The following is a 21229-nucleotide window of genomic DNA, read 5'->3' on the forward strand; positions in this document are numbered from 1 at the left end:
TAGCTCAATACATGGGGGCTACTCGCCCCCAAACCCCTCGGTGTTTTCAGGTATAGATTATTAAGCCTGAAACCCCCTCAGATTTTTGCACTTCTATTGAGAACTTGCCATCGGAAAAAGTATCATTTTAGCAATATTCGTTATGCTAACAGGAAGCCCAACCTTCGGACAAGCAAGACGAGGCACTACACAAAAAGCTCATACAACAACTGTCACTAAGCCAAGCCCAAATTTGGTGAACGACTTTAACAAAAAAATCAAAAACCATTATTTCTTCAACAATAAGTCGAACAATAATGAGTGGGACATAGTATTCAAACCTGCTAATACTGAAGGAAAAGGCGGTGGAAATATCGTGATACCTATATCTAAACTTGGTCTCTCATTCTCATACAACATCACTGCCAACGGAAGCATCTACATCAAGATTGATAACGTAAATATGAAGGAGGAGAAGATAACATGGCAAACAAATCCCGATGGGGTCATTTTAGAAGATATGTTTTTCCAGTTGCAGAGCGACTCGCTTAAATACAATGAACTTGTAAATTGGAATCAGAACGAAGAGCCTGAAGTATTCCCTACAATAAATTACTACGAGGCCCAAGAATTTGACACCGTTGATGAAAAGCCATCTTTTCCTGGCGGTGAAAACGCTATGAAGTCTTTTCTGAAGAGCAATGTAAAATATCCTGCTACGGCACTGGAAAACGGCGTACAAGGACGTGTACTCGTACAGATGATCATAGAGAAAGACGGCTCCATATCTGATGTTAAGGTTGCTAGCGGTGTTGACCTATCACTTGACAAGGAAGCTATACGTGTTGTTAAGGCTATGCCAAAGTGGAATCCAGGTAAACTGAAAGGTATTGCTGTACGTGTAAAAAACGAAGTTCCTGTTGTATTTGCATTATAATAAGAATCTATACCAAAAACGGAAAAGTGGCTGCAGTAAAGTGGTAAATACGTAAATTATATATTACAAGACAATGAAAAAGAAACATTTTTTTATCATGATGCTTGTCTGTTTCACAACAAGCATCATAAGTTGCTCCAACAGCAATAGAAACAGTTCTGAAAATGGAATAGACTCAGCTGCCATAGCACAAGCTAAAGCAGACAGTATCGCTAGGGTCGACAGCATAGTTCGTGCTGATAGTATTGCAAAAGCAGACAGTATTACTAAATCAAACAATTTGGCAGTAGGAATGTCTGTAAAGGAGGCATTACAGAAGTCTGGCGTCAAGAAAGATTGCGCAGATGCATTTGATGGTCAACACGAAGGAGATGCCTTAGTTTTGATACAAAACGGCAAGAAGTTTCTCACAAATGTTAGTTATCACATGAAGAACGGCTTTGCTGAATGTGATCATCTCAACTTTACCCTTTTGCCAGACAGTTATGAAGGTGACATCACTCTGGTTAGAGCCAAGGACTGTGCTGCATCCGCAAAAATTGTAAAGGAAATCAAATAACAAGCCTCATGAGACATTCTATTATCACAGCATTAGGCGTTTGCCTAGTCGCATCATTTACCGCCTGTGGCAATAAACAGACTAAAGATGCTGAAACCGTAGACAGTACGGCAATAAAAGACACCATCGTTTCCGAAAAAGTAGAGCCACAAGTGGACTATACAAAAATCTTTAGCGACACAGTTGCACAAAGAGGAAAAATGGTATATAAGGTAACACGCCAAGTAGAAGACGACATCGTATATGATGACGAAAGAGACTTGGATAAGAGCACATTTACTGAGTCTTTGCGCATCACCTTCAAGAACAATGGCAAAGTCAGCATCAAGGAAACCTTGCAAGACGACGCCACTTGGAGTGGAGAATGGGAAGCGAATGGCTATGACATAACTGTTTACGCCAACGATCTAGTCCTACGAGGTACCGTTTCCAAAGATTACAAGACACTTGAACTTACCTCAGAATCTATCAGCAAAGTAAGTTGGACAGGTTCTAGAAAATTAAGACTTCAATAAACCAATTACACTCATGGCTTTCCTATTGATATAATAGCGAATGCCATGAGTGTTTTCTTTATTTTCATCCTACGGGAGAGGAGAAGAGTATCTTCTAAGAGACTAAAGGTTAACTCCGTTAGAGACAAAAAATATGAAAACCACCTTATTGTGATATCAATCTTCCAAATGATGGCACTCGAAGGTTTCATCTTTCGACAATCTGACATTTTCTGAAGGATAGCGAAACAAATCCAACCAACACACACAAAAGCCAATATTTCGACTAAAAACGCCCTATATTTTGAACTTGGAACGGAATGGAACGCTGTAAAAGCAGAAAAAACACCTATTTTTGCAAAAAAATCAGCTCACAATGATCAACTTTAGAAAAAAAATGGTATATTTGCAGTGCTGTTATAAACAAGCAGCAGACATGTTAAGGAAACAACCATGCTTGGTTCGTACTGAGAATCTGGACAATTCATTGTACACAAGAACGAAGACAGAAGTTGTTCACCCAACCGTGTATTATTGTATCCATTCCGCTTCGGCGGGATGGGTATCAACATATACCCATTGGTGTGAGCTGATTTTCATTCTTTGTGTACAGGTAGTCCAGAACCTTCAGAACAGAATGAAATTGGTTCGCACCTTTTTTGTGCCTAAGAACAAAATAACAAACAAGTAAATGATAAGCTTATGAGACAACAGAAAGCACCTATTGATTACCAACTGGATTATATGGAACGACTCTTCTACAACATGAAGCACAAGAAGACCGAAAGCTATGTAATCCATCGTATCTGGGACAAGCTAGATGATGCGAGCATACTCTTCAAAGGGCAACAGGAAGTTTTGTTACCTAATGGAAAGCATGCCCTTGCCGACCTGTATTTACCCCAACTCAACATCTTCGTAGAAGTAAATGAACCCTACCACGAAAATCAGGTTGAAGAGGATGAATACAGAAACACCAACATCGTAAATCTCACCCATGGCGACCTTTACATTATAAGATGCGGCAAACCTGAAAAGAAAAGAGAATGGAGAACTCTTGAAGAGATTCACCAACAGATAGATGAATGTGTTGCCTGTATCAAAGAAAAAATAGCCCAATCTAGAGACAGCATCAAGCCTTGGAATATGAGCAAATGGCTCACTGTAGAATACCATAAAGAGAAAGGCATTCTGAATGTTGAAGATCAAGATTGTCTAAGAACTATAGATGATATCTGTGCCATATTCGATACTACTCCAAAGCATCGTGGTTTTCAAAGAATGGGAACTACTCCTGTGCCTGGCAAGGAGAATTTTGAGGTTTGGTATCCTAATATCAACAACCGAAGTGGTTGAAGTAACGAACTCTCTGATGACGGTGAAATCTTTACCGAATACAACAAAGATGACAAAAAGCGAGAGGAGCATGTAGCTGATTGTATAAAAGACAACAAGAAGCGAATCGCTTTCTTCCGTACCAAAGATGCACTTGGCATAGAGCTTTACCGATTTGTCGGTGTATTCCACTTAGATACAGATGCAACCCGAAAAAGGGGAAAGTGCATCTGGCATAGAGAAAGTAATATATATGAACTGTAATATACTTAAATAAAAAATTACGAACTATGTACAATGAACAAATTGAAGCGCTTATCAGTGCAGCTTTGGCTGATGGCATATTAACCGAAAAAGAGAAACAGATTCTCTTCAAGAAAGCAGAATCTATGGGAATCGACCTCGATGAGTTCGAGATGGTTCTTGATGCCCGTTTGGTTGAGTTAAAAAAGAAAGAAGCTCAAAAGGCTGAACAGCATCAGTTGGAAATGGAGAAAGCAAAGGCTGCTCAAAAGTCTGCGCCAAAATCTGATAAATATGGAGAGATTAGAAAATGCCCTGCTTGTGGAGCTTTAATCAAAGCTTTTCAAGCAAAATGTCCTGAATGTGGATATGAATTTGCTAGTATTGAAGCTAATCTGTCTTCTAAGAAACTCGCAGACAAATTGAATGGCTCATTTTTAGGAATGCAAAAGAAAACTATTATCGAATCATTCCCTATTCCTAATACAAAAGCCGACTTGTTAGAATTTCTAACATCAATGAAGCCGCACATCAATGATGGTTCTAGCTTGTCATCTGCATATTGGAAGAAATATCAAGAATGCATCAACAAAGCTCAGATATCATTCCCTAATGACAAAGACTTTCAAGGTTTTTACGACACATTTGAACAAGACAAAAAAACGCATAAAATCAAGAGCTTCTTCAAATCGAAGACATTCATTGCTTGCGTAGTTCTGCTATGCCTTGGCGGATGCAGTTGGTATAGCTCGCACAGCTTTAACACAACATTGGAAGGGATTAAAGCACAAGAAGATGCAAATATACAGGAGATCAAAGACTTGTCACAAACCGTCAATGCAAATTTGAAAGAAGGAGATATTGACGCAGCTTCCGATGCTTTGGAAAATTGCACCGTTGACTTGTCAGGAACAGCTAGCGATCTATATCGTTCTTTACTGAGTAAAGTTGTCCTTGCATATAAGTCAAACGGTGATTCTGACAAGGCTAAATCTTTATTCCTCGCAGGTTTACAAAAGCTTCCATCTTATGACAAAGACAAGATGGAAGAACTGGCATCAGAAATAGGCGTTGACTTGAACTCTGACGAATCTAGTTCTACAGAATATTTCGACAAAAGTTCGAGCAAGGAAAGTGATGTGACAGAAGACGAAACTTCTGCAGATGAAACTTCACCTGATGTAGATAGTGAAGACGAATCCTCAACAGAGAACTAACCTTTTAAAAAAAATATTATGGGACTATTCGGATTTGGAAGTAAAGGAAAGTCGGGTGGATTGATGAATGTCATCCGCTGCGACGAACAAGAATACTTGGTATGGAAGTGGCGACCAGAAGGACAGGAAGCCAACTCTACATCAAGAGAAAACGCTATCAGATATGGTAGCAGTTTGAGAGTGAAAGAGGGAGAAGTTGCAGTCTTCGTCTATAAACAAAAAGGCAATGGAGTCATGCAAGATTTCATTGTTGGTCCATACGACGATACCATAAAGACAGCCAACTTTCCTATCTTAACTGGTATTGTAGGTTTGGCATTCGGTGGTGAATCACCATTCCAAGCAGAAGTGTATTTCATCAACTTGGCAGGCATCATACAAGTAAAGTTTGCCGTGCCATACTTTGATGTCTATGATCCACGTTTTTTGGATTTTGCTGTGCCAATGGCTGCAAGAGGTTCAATTACATTCCAGCTAGAGGATTATCAGGCATTCATCAAGTTACATCGCTTGATTGACTTCGACTTGGAAGCATTTAAAAATCAAATAAAAGATGCAGTCAAGAAATACGTCAAGGGGTTCATCACCAACGTTCCATCGGACAATCAGATACCAGTATTACAGATTGAGCGTAAGGTAATGGAAATTAGCGACTTGATACAGCAGAAGCTAACACCAGCTTTCACCGACGACTTCGGTGTCAAGTTGAAACGTTTCGACCTTTCAGCCATCGAGCCAGACAAGGAAAGCGAAGGTTACGAAGAGCTGCGCCGTCTCACTGCAGGTCAACAAGCCAAGACTATCGAAGCTCAGACAGACATCAACATCAAGAACATGCAGGACACTCAACGCATCAATGCAGAGAACATGGAAGAAACCATGCGCATTCAACGTGAGGAAAGTCAGCGTGCTCAACGTCTGCAGACTGAAAGTAACTTCATTGGAGCTCATGCCATCAACCAGCAAGCAGAAGTGCTCAAAACTGGAGCACAGAATCTTGGGCAGATGGGCAGCATGAATATGGGCGGCAATGGTGGTAGCAGTATGAACCCTGCCGGAATCATGACAGGTATGGCTATGGGTGGAGCCATGGGACAACAGATGGCAGGTATGATGAACCAAATGGGCAATGCTATGAATGGCCAGATGAATACCCCACCACCTCCACCAAACGTGCAATACCATGTTTCTGTGAATGGTCAACAAGCAGGTCCTTTCAATATGAACCAGCTACAGCAGATGGTGCAACAAGGACAACTCACACCTCAGACATACGTATGGAAACAAGGCATGACAGGATGGGAATTGGCAAGCAATGTGCCTGAATTAGGAAGTCTCTTCCAAAGTACAGCAACTCCTCCTCCACCTCCACCAATGCCATAAAAAAAAGAGACTATGGACAATTACAATTCATTTAGTACCATCGACCATCTCGTAGAGTTTGGTATGGGAATGGCCATTGCTCAACAAATGGTGAGCACAATGAACCATTGCATTGGAAACATGCAGATAGCAGGAACGGGCAACAACCTCAAACAAGGAAAGTCGCCCGTCCAGTATCATGTTCTTGTCAACAATGCCGTTGCAGGAGGGTTCTCCGAAGAAGAGCTTGCAACATTGGCTAAAGCCAAGTCACTCACATCAGAGACCATGGTATGGAAACCTGGCATGAGTGGATGGATGCAAGCCAAGAATGTACCAGAAGTGCAAAAAATCATATTATTGAACCCATAAATGATTAATGACATGAAAATCGATTTAGTCAGGACCATAGTTGCCATTTGCATAGGAGCCCTTTTAGGATGGGGCTTCTATGCGATGGCACAAGACTCAATGAATGGTCAGCCATTAGGTTTTGCCATCGGAATAGAGACTGCTCTATTAGGAATTGGTTTAGTGGGTATCGAATATGAGGAATATCCTCGTTCTGGTACGATGATTCGAGCAACTTGCGCCCTTGGGACCTTGGTGCTATTAGTATTAAATGCCATTTATGCATATACTGGAGTCAATACCTCTTTTTATATATTAAATGGCATCATATCTCTCATTTTACTATTAACTGTAAATGGTATTTATAAAAGTAAACAATAATCCTTTAATTATATTGATATGGGAATCATAACTGATTTTTTGATAGATAAAGCTAAGGACGCAGCTGTGTCTAAAGCTAAAGATATAACCGTTGATAAAGTGAAAGATGCGGCAATTGACAAAGCTAAAGACATGGTAATTGAAAAGGCCGAAGATATATATATGAGCGAAGAAGATAAAGCAGAAAGAGCTGGATGTGCCAGCAATATATTACGTTTTTTCATTTCTCTTGTCTGGCTAATTGTGGTTCTCGGAATTGATATTCTATCTTTCATCGTCTTTAACCCACTCATTGGAGCAGGACTAGAACTCTGCATTTTCGTAATCACTTTATGTATTCCATTCTTAAGAAAGAAAGGAACACTCACACGTTGGTGGGGATGGTTGGCACTTCTCTCAGCTATAAGTTTGCTCGGAATTGCATTTGGTCGCTAATATAACTATATATAAATATTAATACATTAATTTAAAACACAAGAATTATGAAGAAAAAACTTTTTAATCTGTTTGCTATTTGCTTATGCGCTATAGCATTCTTGGCTTCTTGTGGCGGTCCTAAGGATGCCACAAAAGAATTAGAAATTTCAAATGCAGAAGTCTTAGGAGACAGTGCCGATGTCGTTTCTATCGTAGATGGAACCTATACTCTTGTAGGAGTCGTACCAACCGACATTACCCAAACGCTATCTATTAAGATTAAATTACGTCTCGAAAGACCAATCCAAGACAAAGACTTGCATATAAGTGGTTGGAATCTTGAGATCTTAGACAAGAATGGTACATCACTACTCGACAAATTAATTCTAAAGGATAGTGAAGACAGTAAACTTCTCAAATTTGTTACAGAGGGAAAAGAAGGTGAAGAGAAAGAGTTTACCTTCCAATACAGCATTGCAAATGGTGATTTATATAAAAAAATCATGAATGACGCTGCAAATATTAACTTAAAAGACGTTTCGTTCTACAAAGAGCAATACTATAGCAGCGAGTCGTCTGAAGTTACTGATGAAGAAACTACTGATACAGATAGTAACACCGACGTTGAATCTGATGACATTTCAAGTAACAATGTTGACGAGATTCTCAAAACTTATAGCGAATACGTTGACAAATACATCCAGTTTATGAAGAAAGCTGCCAATGGTGACTTATCTGCCATGACAGAATATGCAAGTCTGCTGAAGAAAGCACAAGAATTTGACGAAAAGTTGAAAGAAGTCAAGGGAGATATGACAACTGCACAAATGAATAAATTCCTTGAAATTCAAAAAAAGATGCTTTCAGCAATGCAAGAAGATACGAACAACTAATAAAAATCGAGTAGGAGGTAAATACTAATAGTAGGAATTTACCTCCTATTAGTATTAAGTATGAACACTTTCACAAAACTTCAGAAGCCAACGAAAGTTCTATAAACAGCTAAAGCATTACATGTATTATGAAGAATTCAAGCATTTGGCTGAGCATCCACACCATCGGGATGTTCCTGCCATCTTCAAAATCGAAGTTTTAGAAACAGAGGAGCTGGAGGAGAAAGACAAGATCTTCCGCCAGGCTCATGAATGCAGCATCCGCAACAAGGAACAGATAGAGAAGTCTGAAAAGTGCGGTTGCTTCAGCTGCTGCGAAATCTTCACACCATCTGAAATCACGGATTACCTTCCTGATGAGCCGCCTACAGCTGAATGTCCCTTCTGCCATACCGACTCCGTAATAGGTGATGCCTCCGGCTTCCCTATCACCAAGGATTTCTTGAAGAAAATGAAGAAGAGATGGTTCTAGGCGATTTTTCAACGTTTTTCACCGACCTGCCCCCTATCTCATGGGGGCAGTATCAGTTATAAAAACGGACATTAAAATACCATTTATCCAAAGAGATCATTCATCCTTACCTCACTATTCACCAATCCACTATGCATATTCTGCTTCACCCCATAAGTCGTGATGAAAGTATGCAGCAATGCCTTCTTCGTCTTGGTCGCCACAGAGAAGGAAGACATCCTGTCACGCAGCCGCTGCTCATAGCTGGCATCTATCACAAACTCATCCTTGGCATATTTCATCTCACAGATATTGATAGCTCCATCAGCACGGTCTATCAGCATATCTATCTGACCTCCTCGCCATTCTGCACCAGTAGAATCTACAAAAGGACGGCAGGACCAGGAATAAACATTCGCCAAAACACCAGAAATACCCAATGCCTTCTTGATCTGTGGGATATGATGTAGGCATACCTGTTCGAAAGCATAACCGCTCCAGGCTGTTCTATTTTCCGAATTACGCATGTTACTCCAGAAGTTCTTATCCTGCCCACTGTTATTTGCCACAAAACGGGTATAGAACAATGAGTATAAGTCAGTTAACTGATATAGGGCATCCCTTTCACTCTTTCCTATGGTAGCATATTTCCTGATAAAATCGCATTTCTTCAGATTCTCCAGGATTTCTGATAACTGTCCACCGCCTTTCAGTTTCAACTCATCCATCAATTCCTTACGGGTCATCCCCTTCATTTTTTCAGAAAGCACCTCTACTATCTTGCGATAATGCTTGGAGTCATTAAAGAGGGAACGGAAGAGGAAATCGAATTCTCCACGTAATGGCGAATCCTGCGAGAAAAACAGTCTGTCGATGCACACATCTAACGGCACACCACGCTCCAGCATATCAAGATAATAAGGAATACCCCCCAATATCATATACACATCCAATACCTGCTGGCGGGTAAGAGCAAGGCCTTTCAATTCGTTTAAGAACAGTTCTGTCTCGCCCAGAGAGAATGGAGCCAGATAGATCTGCCGGGTAACGCGACCATACAATCCGCCCTTATCGCCTATAAACTTAGCCAACATCCATGTGGTGGAAGAACCACAGACGATAAGTTTCAGTTGAGGGACCATAGAAGCCCATGAATTCCAGAAATAACTGAAAGCTGCGATAAAATTGCTTTTGGGCGTATCCATCCAAGGCAACTCATCAAAGAACAGAACAATCGGTTCCTGCTGAGATAAGCCCGACAGATATTCACGCAAAGCAGCAAAAGCCTCAAACCAGGTTTTCAGCTTGGGCACGGTCTGCTTAGCATACTGCGCCAACGCCATCCGAAACTGCTCCAGCTGTACCGCACGGCTCACTTCATACATACCAATAAAGGAAAAGGCAAACTGGTCGTTGAATATTTTTCGAACCAGAAAAGTCTTTCCTACGCGCCTACGACCATAGATAGCTATCAGTTCTGCCTTGTTGCTTTTACAACGTTCCAGAATGAGTTTCTGCTCATATTCACGTCCTATTATTCCGTTTGCATCCATAACTTTCTGATTTTATTTCATTTATACTAAATTTTATCGGTGCAAAGATAAACAAAAAAAATGAAATCTGCAAGGATAGTACCGCCCTAACTACCTTTTTTAACATAGTTAGGGCGCACCTATAAACGATAACACCGCCCTAACTACCTATTTTATATAGTTAGGGCGGTGCTATCTACAAATATTACTTCTTTTCTTCCAGATGCTTCTTCACGGCATCCTCGATATCAGCCTTGTAATTCAAGCCGTAGAGGCGGTAGAGATCCTGCATGTGGAGCATTCTTGGGAAGAAGTTCTCCAGGTTGCGCTTATCCTTGGCAGTCCACTGCACCTCAGAAAGGGCGGCAAGTCTTGGCAACAACTCCCACTCCATCTTCTTGGCATCCTTTACCCACTCGGTCCAGATACAACCCTCGGCACCGATGATGTTCTGCTGCTCGGCAGGAGTCAACTTATCAGAGCAAGGATCCAGATCATATACCCGCTGGATGCTAGGAATACCCTCTATCTTGTTGATGCGAGGATTGCTGAAATAGAAATTCGAAATAGGAGCCACGATGGTTGGATGACCTTCACGGGCTGAACGGATGCTGGCATTCACACTGGTCCAACCGCAAACGGTGATGTCCTTGGATGGAGTTCCTTCCAGAATCTCATCCCAACCCATCATCTTTCTGCCACGGTTTCTGATCTGCTTCTCTATCTCTCCCATAAACCAGGTCTGGAGCTGCTCCTCCTTGCTGTGATTAGGAAGTTCCTGGATACCGAGCTCTGCAATCTTCTTCTGACAGTTCCCGCAAACCTTCCAGCGGTTCTTTGGGCACTCATCGCCACCAATATGAATATACTCTGATGGGAAAATATCCATGATTTCATCCATCACGTCCTTGGCAAACTGAAGGGTCTGAGCCTTGCCGGCACACAACACATCCTCGAAAACACCAAAACGGGTAGCTACCTCGTAAGGACCACCGGTACAGCCCAACTCCGGATAAGATGCCAGGGCAGCCAGCATGTGGCCCGGCATATCCACCTCCGGAATCACGGTGATGTATCTGTCGGCAGCATACTTCACGATTTCGCGAGCTTCCTCCTGAGTATAATAACCTGACACGGGAACGCCATCAAACTCGTTCTTGTTGGTTGGCAGGATGGTTTCCTTGCGCTTGGAACCGATCTGGGTAAGCATCGGATACTTCTTGATTTCAAGACGCCAGCCCTGATCCTCGGTAAGGTGCCAGTGGAAATAATTGATGTTGTGCATCGCAAAGACATCAATCAACTTCTTGAGATAAGGTACGCTGAAATAATGACGGCCCACATCGATCATGAACGCACGATAAGCAAAGCGGGGAGCATCGGTAACCTCGGCTGCAGGAAGAGAAACGCTCTTCACATTCCGGGTGATAGGCAATGCCTTCATCACACTCTGGATGCCATAGAAGATACCAACATGAGAGGTGGCTGAAATGGTGATGCCATTTTTGTTGACCACCAGAGAATAAGCTTCAGATTTAGTATCGCCAGCATTCAGCGCCAGACGGATCTGACCCTTCGCCTGCTTGTCGGTAGTCTTTACCCCGATACCGGTTACCTCCTTGATATGAGATGCCAGGAACTCGGCATCCTTCTTCTGCTTCTCATCTCCAGCAGCATAATAGATTGTAGTTTTGGCTGTGATGCGGAAAGGAGCGCTACTCATCTCCTTGACTTGCTGAGGCAATGGAACAATCTGCCAACTGCCCATGTTCACATCCTTGGCTGATAATGAAAGGCTAGCCAAAAAAGCCATAGTTAGAATGATTCTTCGTATCATAATTTTGAATGAATAGGTTTTAAATCACTGCAAAATTACGATTTTATACCGAAAGTACGGCATAATTTGAAGAAAAGCATCCTTCACTATGGCTTTTTTAACCTATTTTGGGTCTGGAAACTGCCAGATGACGGTTTCTAGAACAGATTCACGATGCGGTCGATGTCAACCGAAAGTCCCACAGAGAAGGTGCGACCGGTGGTCATCGCCGAACTCCAATAATACTTCTCTGGTGTATAATCGAAGAGATTATCTACCGTGAAGTTCAGATTGACGGCATCCAGGAATCGCTGCTGAAGCGTGAACTTCCACAACTGATAACTGCTGTCATGCTTCTCGATGTTCGTATCAGGAGAGGACAGGTATCTGCCTGACAGAGCGGCATTGATGCGATAGAACGAACAGAGCTGACGATCGTAGTCGAGACGCCAGGTTGCAGAATGCGGACGAGGCTGGGAGAACTGGGAATCTACGCTTCTGCCACCTACATGGAGATAACTGTAGTCGAGTTTCACACCAAGTCCCATATCCGAACGGTACTGGGCACTGAAGTCGATGCCGCTCACCTCTACTCCATCCTCATTGCAATAACGGGAAGCCACATCCGGCTGACCGGTTCCCGGGGTATAATCGGCATAATCCTCGGTAGTGATGCGCTTATCATACTTATTATAATAGCCCATCAGGGTAAGACTATACTGACCGGTAAAGAAGCCAGCATTCTTCACCCTGCCGGTATGCTCCAGCGCCAGGTTGAAGTTGTCGCTCTTCTCCGGCTTCAAATCCGGATTGCCATAAATCATCTGCATGCCCGCCATATCAAAGTTCATATACATCTCCTTCAAGGTTGGGGCACGGAATCCGCCGGCATAGTTGGCACGGATGGAAAAGCCCTTCCACTTGGTCATCAGAGCCAGACGACCGGTAGTGGCATGCTGGCTGGATGCAGAGAAGTAATCATGACGAAGGCTAGCCACGATGTTCAACCACTGCAAAGGATTGTAATCGAACTGGGCGAAAGCATCGTATGAATTCTGAGTCTTGGAACCATTGTTGGCAAACTGATAGGTGGTGAGATAATCGTTCAGGAAATCAGCACCTGCCGTCAATGTGTTCTTGCCGAAGATATGGGAATAGAGGGCACGGACGGTGTTCTGACGATTGGTATAATCGTGATCGTGAGTGCGCTCATTATTCACAAATCGGGTCTTGTCATACTGGTCGAAGCCGTATGAAATCTCCAGATTATCATTCTCCGAGAGATTCATCACGGTCTTCAGTCCGGCAGAATAATCCTTATAGTGATCATCGTAGTTGCTGCGATTGCTGATACGATTGAAATAGCCGCCACGACCTATCAACTTCACCTTATTAGAAAGCTTGTAGGTAAGACGCTCCTTCACATTGAAAGTCTCACCACCATAGATATGGAGGATGTTGGATTCTGTATCGAAAGGACTGGTGAGCTGCACCTCATCTGATGTGGTGCGCTGGATGCTGGTCTGCGAATTCCATTTCCCGGCATTGAAGCTGAAGCTTCCGCCGTGGCGCCACTCCTTGTTGAAGTCGTTGTAGCGGGTGTTGACATTGGCAGTCCAAGGCTCGCTGTTTTCACGGGAAATGATATTGATGACTCCGGCTACGGCACTGGCACCATAGAGCGCCGAAGCAGCACCCTTCACAATCTCGATACGTCCCACATTATCCAGATTCAATCTGCTGTAATCTACATTATCCATGGTTTCACCAGCCAATCGCTCACCATCTACGAGGAAGAGCACGGCGTTTCCACCGAAACCATTCATGTTGAGAGAAGTCTCCTGGTTCATGGCATAGCCGAATTCCAGACCCGGCATCTGCTCGGTGAGGAGGTCCTGGATATTGGTAGCATCGGCAATCTTGATATCATTGGCGGTAATCAGACGGGTTACCATAGGAGCATCCTTCAAAGCCTTCGGAGTTCGGGTTGCGGTAACTACCACCTGATCGAGGGCTGTAGCATCCGGTTGAAGACGAAGGACATGCTGCTCACCTTTTCTCTCATCCGCTTTCAGTACGAAAGTCTGAGTCTGATAGCCCACAAAGCTCACCTTCACTCTCACCGCTCCCTCCTTGCTGTAAGGAATGCGGAAATATCCGTCTTCATCAGTGGTTACTCCTCCCTTGGCATTCACCATCTGGACGGTGGCACCCACCAGAGGTGCGCCCGAATCATCGAGCACTCTACCCACGATATCTCCCTGGGTTTCAGCTTTCAGATTCAGGCACAATCCGCAAAGGATCAGGAATAGTGCGAATATCTTTTGTTTCATCGAATTATATCAAAGTTTATCCTGAAACAATCCTTTTATTTTGTACAAACAAACTTAGCAATCATCGGCATAGGCATCTTGCCATACTGTATTGAGTAGTTGACAGTCAGCGTTTTGTCCTTCAAAGTACCCTGCAAGGTTACGGTATAGTTCTTCTCTGCACCATTCACGGTAACAGTACCGGCATAGTTTTCCTGAGCAAATGCATAAGCACCATTGGAACCGGAAACCTTTACTGCAGGAACCTCTAGAGCAGGAAGAGCCATCATGCCCTCGCCGCAAGCAGGTAAGGTAACCTTGACGGTAGCATCATCAATAGCCTCAATCTTCATAGTAACATTATCGTATGTAGAAGCCTCGCCCATTACGGTCATATCCAGAGAGCTGGTGTATGAACCGGCAATCTCCTTGGCAGCTGCCACAGTATCATTATCATCATCACTGCTGCAAGAGTTGAATGCTACACACATAGAAACCAAAGCCAACATCATGGCCATCATTGTCTTAAACTTTTTCATTTTCTTATTTTTCTTTTAGTTACAATATTATTTATTCAAGTTCAGAAGTTAAAGGAGTTATCGCTCCCTACGGTCGCTGAGGAGTTAAGACAATAGTCTTTTTGGCGTAGTTTTTAAGCAGCAAGACATACGCCTTAACTCCTTTAACTTCCTGATATACGGAAATTCAATTATTTATCTTCCGGAACATAGATGATTTCGCCATTCTCCAGCTGGTAAGCGATGCCCACCTTCTTTCCCTTGTTGCCAGATTTCTGGCTCTGGTCTTCAGAAGGAGTATAGCGATTGATCTTCTGTCCATCCTTGGTAATGATTTCCATATTCTCCTTGCCAGGGTTCTTCACCATCGTGAAGTTATCCTTGCTGAACATTTCCGTCATATTATAGCGCGAAACGAGGGCTACCATCAGGGCGAGGGCAAATACCATCGCCACATCGAAGAGGTTGCTCACTACGCTCATCGGATCATCATCCTCGCCATCATGTGCAAGCCTATTTCTGCGTCTCTGTCTCATAAATTATATGTCTTTAGTTTTTTACCTTTAAAAGCCTTTTTTACCTTTTTACTTTTTTACCTTTTTACCTTTAAAAGCCTTTTTGCTTTTCCTCCAAAAGGTCTGCCATAAATTCGAGGTTGCTCATATCCTCAGTGTACCAGCGGTTCTTGGTCTGCTTGGTTACAAAACCGATGGCTGCAGAAAACAATCCCACTACGGTGGTAGCGAAAGCCACCTGCATATTGTAAGCCATCGAAGCAATATCACCGGTGGAAAGACCTACCAGGGCTGGACCCATCGGAATCAAGGTACCCATCAAACCGAGCATCGGACCCATCTTCAGAAGAGTAGAAGGAAGAGAAAGATCCTTCTCAACAAACTGGGCATACTGGTCGAGGATGCGGTTCACCTGCGCCTTACTCTGACGATTGTCCACGAGTTTCTTCATATAGGAAACGATGACAGCCTGCTTGTTCTTTGGCAAGCGATCGCCCAGGGTATCGATATTATCGAGCGTCAGGTTGTTCATCTGTTCACGAATCTCCGCACCCGACTTGCGTTTTACAAGATACTGTCCGAAGAAACCTCCGAGGAGCAGCAAGGCTCTGAGGAAGAAGAAAATCAACAAAATAATCACAGGAACCAGCATGCCTGTGGAAATCCAAAACAATACATCTGATATGTAATTCATTATACTCTATATTTTTTAATTTGATAATTGTAAACTGCCCATCCGATAGCCATTCCTACGATGACGATGGCGATGACACCCAGAAGCGAGAGGGCATCGAAACTATTGAAGCCTGCCACGGCAGTCCTGCCATTCACCGTACCGATGATGCCCATCAATCCGAGCAGCACCTCTACCAGAAAAAGCAGTTCCAAGCGGATTGGTCGCTCCGGCAAGAGCCATCTCAAACTATAGGTGAATACCGGAGTCAAGACCAGCAGCACTACAGCAAGCACCCATGCTACTACCTGGAACGATACGCCGGGAAGATGGAAGATGGTCATCACCAGAACGCTGAACAGCACAGGGAAAACCAGCAACCCCGGGAAGTACTTCAGGAAGATGAAGAACACCCATTTGCGGCGGCTCACATGTTCCGAAGTCTTCAGAGCTACGTGGTGCACACAGAAAAGCATCGTGAGTGCCACGTCGATACTCAGCAGCACCGCCATATCGAGCATCAGCTTCTGGTCAGCTATCCAGGCCGCAATCTGCGTCTTCGACTGCTCGATGGCGAATGGCCAGGTCATTCCCACGAAAAAGGCTACGAGCACCGAGATGATCATAATCTCCTTCACTCCGTGGAAGGTCTGCTTCAGCACAAAACTGAAGCAAACCAATATCATCATTACTAAAACTAATGTCTCCACTTTTTTTTAAAATGTTGAATGTTAAATGTTGAATGTTGAATTATTCTTCATTGTTAAGTGTTGAATTATTCTTCACTCATCATTTTGCGACGACGTCGCAAATATATCGCGAGCACAACGAAAGCAACGATGACGATGACACCTACTACGATGCCGCTCACCACAGTGGTGGTCTTCTGAGCCTCCTCATTCAGCGTCTCCTTCTTCATCACCATACCCTTGTCGCTGCTGTTCTTCGCAGCCTCAGCATCACGAATCTGCTCTACATTCTGCTGATATTCCTTGGCAGAAGCAGCATCGGTCTTGCTGGCGATATAGTTGCGGAGCTTGGCATTATCGCAGACGAAACCGGAGCATGAAGGCTTATACTTGTTCACGGTCTCGGTATGAAGCTTGGCAATGTCCTTGAGCTGCTGGGGAGTAGCCTTCCACATTCCCTTGCGGGCACTCTCCATCATCACGGCGGTCATCTCCATCAGCGCTGCCGGATTCTGCTTGTCGAAGAACTCCTTGATGCCGAGATGGTACTTGTCCTTGACATATACATTATAGATCTCGTCCCACATCTCCTTGTCGATTGCCTTTGGCTTCATCACATTCCAGCCGTAGGTATTGGTTACGATTTCGGCGAATGTGCTGGCACTGCTGGCTCCACCCTTCATCTTCTCCTTGATATAGGCAGGATTGAAGATGGTGGTTCTGCCCTCGATGCCGATAGCCTCCTTCACCTCCTGCATTCTCATATTGCTATGGTTGCGATAGTCGGCGAGATAAGCATCCGGATCCTTTCCGGTTACGTTGCGCACTGCGAGGTTCATACCTCCCATAAACTCATATACGTGGTCGAGACTCAAGGCGCCCCAAGTGTTGCTCTGTCGTGGCTGAACTACCACATCAGTACGGGTCAGCGCTGCCTCGAAAGCAGCCTTACGAACGGTTTCCCAGTTCTTCTCATCACCATAGTAGGCACCCATATTGTTCATATAGACCTCGGCAATCTGACTCTCCTTATCCCAGCGGTCGCCTGCGGTTACCATCTCCTGGATACCGGTGCCATAGTTGCCGTTTACGCCTCCAAAGACACGATACATACTTACCTCGCGTGCCTCCTTTGGCGACATACCTTTCTCTACGAGCACTCTTTCAGATTCGGTAACACCGGCTTTCACCAGGTTGTCGTACTTATCACCCTTGGCATTTGCCGCCATCTCTATCGCCTTGTTGATGAGGAAGAGACGGGATGCTGCCAGGTCGCGGAGCTGACCGGAAGTCTGAACCACGACATCGATGCGAGGACGGCCCAACTGCTTGGATGGGATGAGACGCAGATCGGTAACACGACCGAAGGCATCTCTTACCGGTTCTACACCGAGCATATAGAGAATCTGGGCGATGGTAGCACCCTCTGTTTCGATAAACTCGCTACTCCAGAGCGTGTAGCTCACCTTACGAGGATATTCACCCTTATGTCGCTCACAATACATCTTGATGGTATTGTCGCAAAGTTCCTTCGCCTTCTCCCAGGCATCCTCCGAAGGTGTATTCTCCACATTGATGGAGAAGAGGTTTCTACCGGTAGGCAGAGTGTTTGGATTCACAATCAGATCACCACCAGGAGATGGAGCGGTAAAGCCGCCATTCAGGGCATTCACCAGAGAAGACATCTCGTTGAACGGACTCTGACGGAGCGCCTCCGAATACTTGCCCACATTCTGCAAGGCATGCTCTACGGTAGTAATCGCCTGAGCCAGATGAATCTGCTGACGGGTATATTTAGGTGCTTTCGACATCATCATACCCTTATCTTTAGAAGATTTCTGAGATGCTTTGCCCTTGCCGGCTTTCGCCATCTTCACCTTCTTCAAATCCTCCTGATACCATTTCTGTCCCTTCTTGATGGCTTCCATCATCTTGTCAGGGAAGCGACCGGTCTGTTCCATCTTCTCAAAAGCCTCACGACTCATCTGCGGAATCTTCTTCTTGTGAGAAACCTTGGCAGCACGGAGCTCGCTTACCGTACGGTGGTCCACTCTCTTCGGCTTCGCCTCCTTCATTCCACCCATCTGGTCTGCCATCTGCATCATCATCTGGATAGGATCCGGAGCTGCCTGCATCGCCTCTACCTTACGCGCCATCTGGAGTTCGGCAGGAGTGATTCCTACATAACGGCAGATGTATTCATCAGAAACCGAGGCTGAACCCAGAAGCTGGGTCACGGTATTGCGTGCCTTGCTCAGATAGAGACGGTCGAAAAGCTGCTTGTGCTTCTCCACACCCTCCTGGGCACGACCTTTCAGCTTATCTACTGCCAGCATTCCGTAGGCAATAGGATCTGTAGCCATCGCATAGACACTGGTGCGGACATCATCATTATCGTATGGCACACCGAGAGTATAGAGCTTGCCGGTAATCTTCTCGTTTGCCAACTCTTCTGCATAGTTCTCTACTCTCGCAATTTCATCTGCAGAATAAGGCTTGTTCATCTGCTTGGCATCGAGCCCCAGTTCACGGGCGATTCCCATCTTCACGGTCAGCGCCTTCACCTTGAGCGACTGTTCGGCAGATGCCTTCTTCTCGTATGACTGGATGGCATCGCTCAACTGCTTATAGGTCTGTCGCAACTCGCTCTCCTTGAAAGGAGGAGTGAGATAGCTCTGGGTCTGGGCATAGGTGCGGCGCTTGGCAATCATCGCCTCGCCCACATTGCCGATAGTATATATATAAAGATGTGGAACCACACCAATCAATCGGTCACTCCAGTCGTCGCTGCCGAGTGCCACCTGCTTTCTCGGGGTATATTCCAGCGAACCGTGGGTTCCGAAATGGATAAGTGCATCGGCACTGAAACCATAACGAGCCCAGAGATAAGAGGCAACATAAGTGTAAGGAGGTGCCTGGTCGGTGCCATGCACAATCTTGAAGGAGTCGCCTCCCACGCCTGCCATCACCTGTGGAAGCAATGCCACATTACCGAACTGCAGTCTTGCCACCGCCAACTTACCATCATCGGTAGCCATATATTTGCCTGGGAAGGAACCATAGAGCTGGTTCATCTCCTTGATCATCTTCTTAGACAAAGCCTTCTGGGTCCATCCGGCAAACTGCTGGGCGGTTACCAGGGCTGGATGTCCAGACTGGAGGAATTGGGTATAGGCACCTTCGGCATAGGTTCCGAAGACGGCACCCTGAGCCTGGATCATCTTTGCCAGTTCCTGAGGATTGGCAGGCAACTTGCCTACATTGTATCCTTCATTCTTCAAGCGAACCAGGAGATTGTAGAGCGATGGAACCACTTCCATTCCCGAAGCGGTAAGTGCATTCTGACCCGGACCCTTGAAGTAGAAGATGGCGATGCGCTTGCTGCTGTTCTTCTTGTTCTTCAGATTCACATAGCCCTGCACGCTCTCCACGAAACTCTCCATTCTGTCAGGGATGCCGTAAACCTCCTGCAAGCCCTCCTTGTTGATGCGCTGACCGAAAACCACGTATGGACGGATGGCACCATCAATCTCCGGAGTCACGATGCTCTGCGACATGAAACCGCCGTTCATTCCCTGCTTGTCGTTCTCCCAATCGGTGGTCAAGCGGTTGATATTAAGAGGTGAGAACAATGGAATATTCTTCTGCTTCAGGAACTCAACGAAGTAATCGCCCAGTCTGCCATGCGCCATATTCACTACGGCATTCGCCTGAATACTGTCGGCATGATGACCGGCGATAAAGCTCTGAAGCTTATTGATGCGATACACCATGAATCCCTTCTTTTCGAAAGCTTTTTCCATATCAGGAGCCGCACCCATAAAACCGGTAAGCAAGATGGTAGGAGCACCTTCTTTATATAAACCGTTCTTTGCCAGGAAGGCATTATATTCGCGGATGCTGTTGAAGCCCAGTTCATCACCCTTCTCATCTTTCGGGTCGAAATGAGTCAGGAGATAGTCTGGTCGCTCATCCACACGTTCCGGTTCTGGAGCCATGAACTTCTTACCGTCGATAAACTTACGGATGTAAGCGAGCATACTGTGATAATTCTTCTTGCTGCCGTTCTCGATGTACTGCATCAGATAATCGGCATCGAAGTTATCTACTGATACGATATTGTTGGCAGGGTTGGTAGCAGCATGAGTCAGGGTCGGCACCTTGTAGGAAGCCTCTTCCAACTGCTTGCGCTGGTTCTCGTCGATTCGAAGACCCATACCATTCACGATAATCATATCGTAATCATCCAGATGACCGAAATCATCGGTTGTGATTTCACTCAGTTTAATCATCGCATTATCGTTGGCATGCGAAATCTGTCCCAGCGCAATAGCCTGATAGTTGAGGAAAGCGATGCGGGTAGTACCCACCCAGGCAGAGTAAGCCTTCGCCAGACCTCCCAGAACAATCACGACCAACAAGGCCAGGAAGATGTGTTTCTTTTTAATCTTTCTGATTTTTCCTATTCCTTTTTTCATATCTATTCCTTTTTTCGGGCTGCAAAGGTAAGGGTTATTGAGAAATTACACAATACCGAGAAATTGTGATTTTCACA

General features: G+C 44.7%; 18 protein-coding genes and 1 pseudogene. 11 read left to right on the top strand and 8 right to left on the bottom strand.

What is annotated here, in order from left to right:
• Window positions 1–142 precede the first annotated feature (142 nt).
• The 11 genes and pseudogenes from ACTQ53_RS14560 to ACTQ53_RS14610 all read left to right on the top strand — a co-directional run bounded on the left by ACTQ53_RS14560 (window position 143) and on the right by ACTQ53_RS14610 (window position 8640).
• Entirely contained in the window at window positions 143–916 is a 774-nt protein-coding gene (locus tag ACTQ53_RS14560; RefSeq protein ID WP_441933767.1) for an energy transducer TonB, read from the top strand.
• A 73-nt stretch (window positions 917–989) separates the two neighbouring features.
• Window positions 990–1475: a hypothetical protein gene (locus ACTQ53_RS14565; RefSeq protein WP_441933769.1), complete on the top strand. Its 486-nt coding sequence runs from the start codon at window positions 990–992 to the stop codon at window positions 1473–1475.
• An 8-nt stretch (window positions 1476–1483) separates the two neighbouring features.
• Complete coding sequence (locus tag ACTQ53_RS14570) at window positions 1484–1990, top strand: hypothetical protein (RefSeq protein ID WP_441933771.1); 507 nt, start codon at window positions 1484–1486, stop codon at window positions 1988–1990.
• A gap of 723 nt (window positions 1991–2713) precedes the next feature.
• Window positions 2714–3568 (top strand): annotated as a pseudogene (locus ACTQ53_RS14575) (AbaSI family restriction endonuclease).
• A 26-nt stretch (window positions 3569–3594) separates the two neighbouring features.
• Entirely contained in the window at window positions 3595–4764 is a 1170-nt protein-coding gene (locus ACTQ53_RS14580; RefSeq protein ID WP_441933773.1) for a hypothetical protein, read from the top strand.
• A gap of 18 nt (window positions 4765–4782) precedes the next feature.
• Window positions 4783–6147, top strand: coding sequence for an SPFH domain-containing protein (locus ACTQ53_RS14585; protein WP_441933775.1), 1365 nt, complete (start codon window positions 4783–4785; stop codon window positions 6145–6147).
• A 12-nt stretch (window positions 6148–6159) separates the two neighbouring features.
• Window positions 6160–6498 (top strand): DUF4339 domain-containing protein, encoded by a 339-nt coding sequence (locus ACTQ53_RS14590; protein WP_289167367.1) that lies wholly within the window; start codon window positions 6160–6162, stop codon window positions 6496–6498.
• A gap of 12 nt (window positions 6499–6510) precedes the next feature.
• Window positions 6511–6858 (top strand): hypothetical protein, encoded by a 348-nt coding sequence (locus ACTQ53_RS14595; RefSeq protein ID WP_289167365.1) that lies wholly within the window; start codon window positions 6511–6513, stop codon window positions 6856–6858.
• A gap of 18 nt (window positions 6859–6876) precedes the next feature.
• The gene (locus ACTQ53_RS14600) at window positions 6877–7293 is read left to right on the top strand and encodes a hypothetical protein (RefSeq protein WP_441933778.1); all 417 of its coding nucleotides are present in this window, start codon (window positions 6877–6879) and stop codon (window positions 7291–7293) included.
• Between the two features lie 47 nt (window positions 7294–7340).
• Window positions 7341–8168, top strand: a complete 828-nt coding sequence (locus ACTQ53_RS14605; RefSeq protein WP_441933780.1) for a DUF6591 domain-containing protein — start codon at window positions 7341–7343, stop codon at window positions 8166–8168.
• A gap of 121 nt (window positions 8169–8289) precedes the next feature.
• Entirely contained in the window at window positions 8290–8640 is a 351-nt protein-coding gene (locus ACTQ53_RS14610; protein ID WP_441933782.1) for a hypothetical protein, read from the top strand.
• 83 nt (window positions 8641–8723) lie between these two features.
• Here ACTQ53_RS14610 and ACTQ53_RS14615 read toward each other — a convergent pair whose 3' ends face one another.
• From ACTQ53_RS14615 to ACTQ53_RS14650, 8 genes are all read right to left on the bottom strand, one after another.
• Complete coding sequence (locus ACTQ53_RS14615; RefSeq protein WP_235304665.1) at window positions 8724–10172, bottom strand: AAA family ATPase; 1449 nt, start codon at window positions 10170–10172, stop codon at window positions 8724–8726.
• Between the two features lie 184 nt (window positions 10173–10356).
• Complete coding sequence (locus ACTQ53_RS14620; RefSeq protein ID WP_441933785.1) at window positions 10357–11988, bottom strand: beta-N-acetylhexosaminidase; 1632 nt, start codon at window positions 11986–11988, stop codon at window positions 10357–10359.
• Window positions 11989–12125: 137 nt separating this feature from the next.
• Window positions 12126–14300: a TonB-dependent receptor gene (locus tag ACTQ53_RS14625; RefSeq protein WP_441933787.1), complete on the bottom strand. Its 2175-nt coding sequence runs from the start codon at window positions 14298–14300 to the stop codon at window positions 12126–12128.
• A gap of 35 nt (window positions 14301–14335) precedes the next feature.
• Window positions 14336–14818: a calycin-like domain-containing protein gene (locus tag ACTQ53_RS14630; RefSeq protein ID WP_441933789.1), complete on the bottom strand. Its 483-nt coding sequence runs from the start codon at window positions 14816–14818 to the stop codon at window positions 14336–14338.
• Window positions 14819–14988: 170 nt separating this feature from the next.
• Window positions 14989–15333: a DUF2149 domain-containing protein gene (locus tag ACTQ53_RS14635; RefSeq protein WP_117729579.1), complete on the bottom strand. Its 345-nt coding sequence runs from the start codon at window positions 15331–15333 to the stop codon at window positions 14989–14991.
• Window positions 15334–15403: 70 nt separating this feature from the next.
• Complete coding sequence (locus tag ACTQ53_RS14640; RefSeq protein ID WP_441933791.1) at window positions 15404–16006, bottom strand: MotA/TolQ/ExbB proton channel family protein; 603 nt, start codon at window positions 16004–16006, stop codon at window positions 15404–15406.
• Entirely contained in the window at window positions 16006–16695 is a 690-nt protein-coding gene (locus ACTQ53_RS14645; RefSeq protein ID WP_441933793.1) for a hypothetical protein, read from the bottom strand. Before ACTQ53_RS14645 ends, ACTQ53_RS14640 begins: the two co-directional genes overlap by 1 nt.
• A gap of 65 nt (window positions 16696–16760) precedes the next feature.
• Complete coding sequence (locus tag ACTQ53_RS14650; protein WP_441933803.1) at window positions 16761–21122, bottom strand: cobaltochelatase subunit CobN; 4362 nt, start codon at window positions 21120–21122, stop codon at window positions 16761–16763.
• Window positions 21123–21229 lie beyond the last annotated feature (107 nt).

The organism is Prevotella sp. Sow4_E9_plate, from assembly GCF_052116205.1.
Classification (GTDB): domain Bacteria; phylum Bacteroidota; class Bacteroidia; order Bacteroidales; family Bacteroidaceae; genus Prevotella.